This is a genomic window from Acidovorax sp. sif1233 (assembly GCF_019218755.1).
Taxonomy (GTDB): domain Bacteria; phylum Pseudomonadota; class Gammaproteobacteria; order Burkholderiales; family Burkholderiaceae_C; genus Acidovorax.
Window position 1 is genome coordinate 1 of record NZ_JAHUWZ010000019.1, and the last position, 2,891, is coordinate 2,891.

Annotated in this window: 4 protein-coding genes; 1 reads left to right on the plus strand and 3 read right to left on the minus strand. The window is 65.3% G+C overall.

Annotated features, from left to right (window positions below):
* The first annotated feature begins 126 nt into the window (after positions 1-126).
* Positions 127-435 carry a hypothetical protein gene (locus tag KW843_RS26620; protein WP_084397648.1) on the plus strand — a complete coding sequence of 103 codons (309 nt, stop codon included), beginning with the start codon at positions 127-129 and terminating at the stop codon, positions 433-435.
* Between the two features lie 28 nt (positions 436-463).
* Here the strand turns inward: KW843_RS26620 and KW843_RS26625 are convergent, their stop codons facing one another.
* The 3 genes from KW843_RS26625 to KW843_RS26635 form a co-directional block, all read right to left on the minus strand.
* Complete coding sequence (locus tag KW843_RS26625; protein ID WP_218298111.1) at positions 464-1,972, minus strand: IS66 family transposase; 1,509 nt, start codon at positions 1,970-1,972, stop codon at positions 464-466.
* An 82-nt stretch (positions 1,973-2,054) separates the two neighbouring features.
* On the minus strand, positions 2,055-2,387 hold the full coding sequence (tnpB, locus tag KW843_RS26630) for an IS66 family insertion sequence element accessory protein TnpB (protein WP_066161156.1): 333 nt from the start codon (positions 2,385-2,387) through the stop codon (positions 2,055-2,057).
* Entirely contained in the window at positions 2,384-2,812 is a 429-nt protein-coding gene (locus KW843_RS26635) for a transposase (RefSeq protein ID WP_218298112.1), read from the minus strand. Before KW843_RS26635 ends, tnpB begins: the two co-directional genes overlap by 4 nt.
* Positions 2,813-2,891: the final 79 nt, after the last annotated feature.

Sequence of the window (2,891 nt, forward strand, 5' to 3'; positions counted from 1 at the left end):
GTATGCGTTCGGCCAACCCATCTTGCGCCTGACTTGAATGGATGGTGTGCGCGCCAGCGCATGGTTTACGCTGCCATAGACTCGCGGTGAACAGCCGCCGTCACGCGGCTGAGATGTGCACCGACGATGAATTCCAAGCAGACGATTCTGGACCGCGAGTTGTTTACCCAAGCCCTGCGCCACATGGGTGAAGAAGACCTGCTCTACCTCAACCGGATGGTGGTCGAACGCTTGAACCTCCTGGCCCAGGCAAGGAGCACAGTGGAACTGGCGCAGTTCGCCGAAGGTGATCGGGTCCACTTCACGGCCAGCGATGGCAGCGTCAAGCACGGCATCGTGCTGCGCCTGAACAAGAAGACCGCCAGCGTGCACACCGACGAAGGTCAGAACTGGAAGGTCTCGCCGGGCCTGCTGCGCAAGACAGCCCCCCGCTGAACGGGTGCCCTGGCGTCGATGACCAGGATCAGTCCACCGGCTGCCAGCGGTGCGGCAACAGCTCGTCGATCCGGCTGGCCTTGTGCGTGGGCAGCCGGGTGAGCACGTCCTTGAGGTAAGCATACGGGTCGTGCCCGTTCATGCGCGCCGACTGGATCAGGCTCATGACGGCCGCTGCCCGCTGGCCCGCGCGCAGGCTGCCGGCAAACAGCCAGTTGTTGCGTCCGATGGCAATGGGCCGGATCTGGTTCTCGATCCAGTTGTTGTCCGCCGGCAGCTGCGGGTCATCAATGAATCGTGTGAGCGCCGCCCAGCGCTTGAGGCTGTAGTCCAGGGCCTTGGCCGTGGCCGAGTTGCCAGCCACCTGCTGGCGCTGCAGCACCATCCACTGGTGCAAGGCGTCCAGTATCGGCCGGCTGTGCTGCTGGCGAGTCTGTAGCCGCTGGGGTGCCGGTGTGTCCTGGACGGCCCTCTCGATCTCGTAGACCCGAGCGAACTGCGTCAACGCGAACTCGGCGATCTGGCTCTTGTTGGCCGCGTGCAGGTCGAAGAACTTGCGCCGGGCGTGCGCCAGGCAACCAGCCTCTGTGACGCCCTGGCTGAAGCTGGCCTTGTAGCCGGCGTAGTCGTCACAGATCAGGCTGCCGCGCCAGTCACCCAGGAAGGTTCTGGCATGCTCCCCGGCGCGCGACTCGCAGAAGTCGTAGACCACGGCCTTCATGTCTTCAAACGCACCCGGTGCGTAAGCCCACAGGTAGGCCCGGTGTGTCTTGCCGTTGCCCGGCTTGAGCATGGCCACTGGCGTCTCATCGCCGTGCAGCACCCGGTGCCCGAGCACTTCGGTCTTGAGCGCATCGACCAGCGGCTGCAGCTGCGCGCCGCAGGTGCCCACCCATTGCGCCAGGGTCGATCGTGCAATGGCCAGACCGGCGCGGCCGAAGATGTTCTCCTGGCGGTACAGCGGCTGGTGGTCGGCGTACTTGGCCACCAGCACCTGGGCCAGCAAGCCAGTCGTCGGGATGCCTTTGTCGATGACGTGTGCGGCCACCGGCGCCTGTGTGAGGGTCTGGCACTTCGCACAGGCCCACTTGCCCCGGATGTGGCGCTCGACCGTGAAGACGCCGGGCACGTAGTCCAGCTTCTCGGCCACGTCCTCGCCGATGCGTTTCATCTGGCAGCCACACTGGCATGTCGTGGACGTGGGTTCATGGCGGATCTCGCGCCGTGGCAGATGGGCCGGCAGCGGTGTGCGCTTGGGCGGCTGCTTCTCGGTCGCAGCGGGTGCCGGCCGCAGTTGATCGATCTCATGCTCGACGGCCGCCAGATCGCTATCGAGTTCTTCTTCCAGCAGGTCGCGCTGATCAGCGCTGTGGCGTTCGGATTTGGCTGCGAACTTCAGCCGCTTGAGCAGAGCACATTCGTAGGCGAGCTTCTCGTTCAGAGCGCGCTGATGGCGCAGTTCGGCCAGCAGGCGCTGGCTGACCTCACGCAGTTGTTCTGCGTCCAGTTCGCCCAGTGCCTGTTCGTCGATCACCATGAGGCGCAGTGTGCTCGTGCGTGCCGGGCAAGACCATTGGCGCATCTCCCGATTGCCATGGTCTGCGCCTCAAGCAGAAGATTCAGACCACGGTGATGGAGCCTTGCGATCCCATGCGCTGCCAGGGCAGGCCCAGCACCAGCGCATTGAGCTGGGCATGTTCAAGTGCCACGTTCGGACTGCCCGGCGGCGCCCAGACGAACTTGCCCTGGTGCAGCCGACGCGCGGCCAGCCACAGCCCCACGCCGTCGTGCACCAGCACCTTCAGACGGTTGGCTCGCTGGTTGGCAAAGACGTAGGCGTGGTGTGGGTGGGCCGCGCCGAAGGTGGCGATCACCCGCGCCAGGGCGGTGTCGGTGCCCGCACGCATGTCCAGCGGGGCCGTGGCCAGCCAGGCCGCATCGATACGGATCACCGCAGCAACTCGCCAAGCATCTGGGCGCACTGGGTTGCGGCAGACAAGGGCCAGTGCACGGTCACTGACATGCCAGGACGTTGGCATTCGATACGGATTTCGGTCGCTGGTGTCGAGGCGGCCACGCACGGCTGCTCACTGGTGGTTGTTGACGCTACGGCGCTCAGCGCAAGGGGGACGAAGGCCGGGGTCCGAGGTTCTACGGCAGCAGTGGCGAGGCCTCCTTCGAGGCGGTGCATGCCCTGTGCCCATTCCTTGAGCCAGCGGTGCAGCACGTTGGTGTTCATGCCGTGCTGCAGGGCCACGGCGGCAATCGATGCGCCGGGCTGCCGGCAGGCGGCCACCAGTTCGGCTTTGAACTGCTGCGTGTAGGTGCGGTGCGTGCGCCGCACCGCATAGCGGGGTGTCTGAGGGTCTTTGAGCATCGTGTCCACTCTCGTTTGCGTGCACACGATCGTGCTCAACCACAGCAGGTCCTTCAAGATGAGTTCGCCGGCCGCTTAC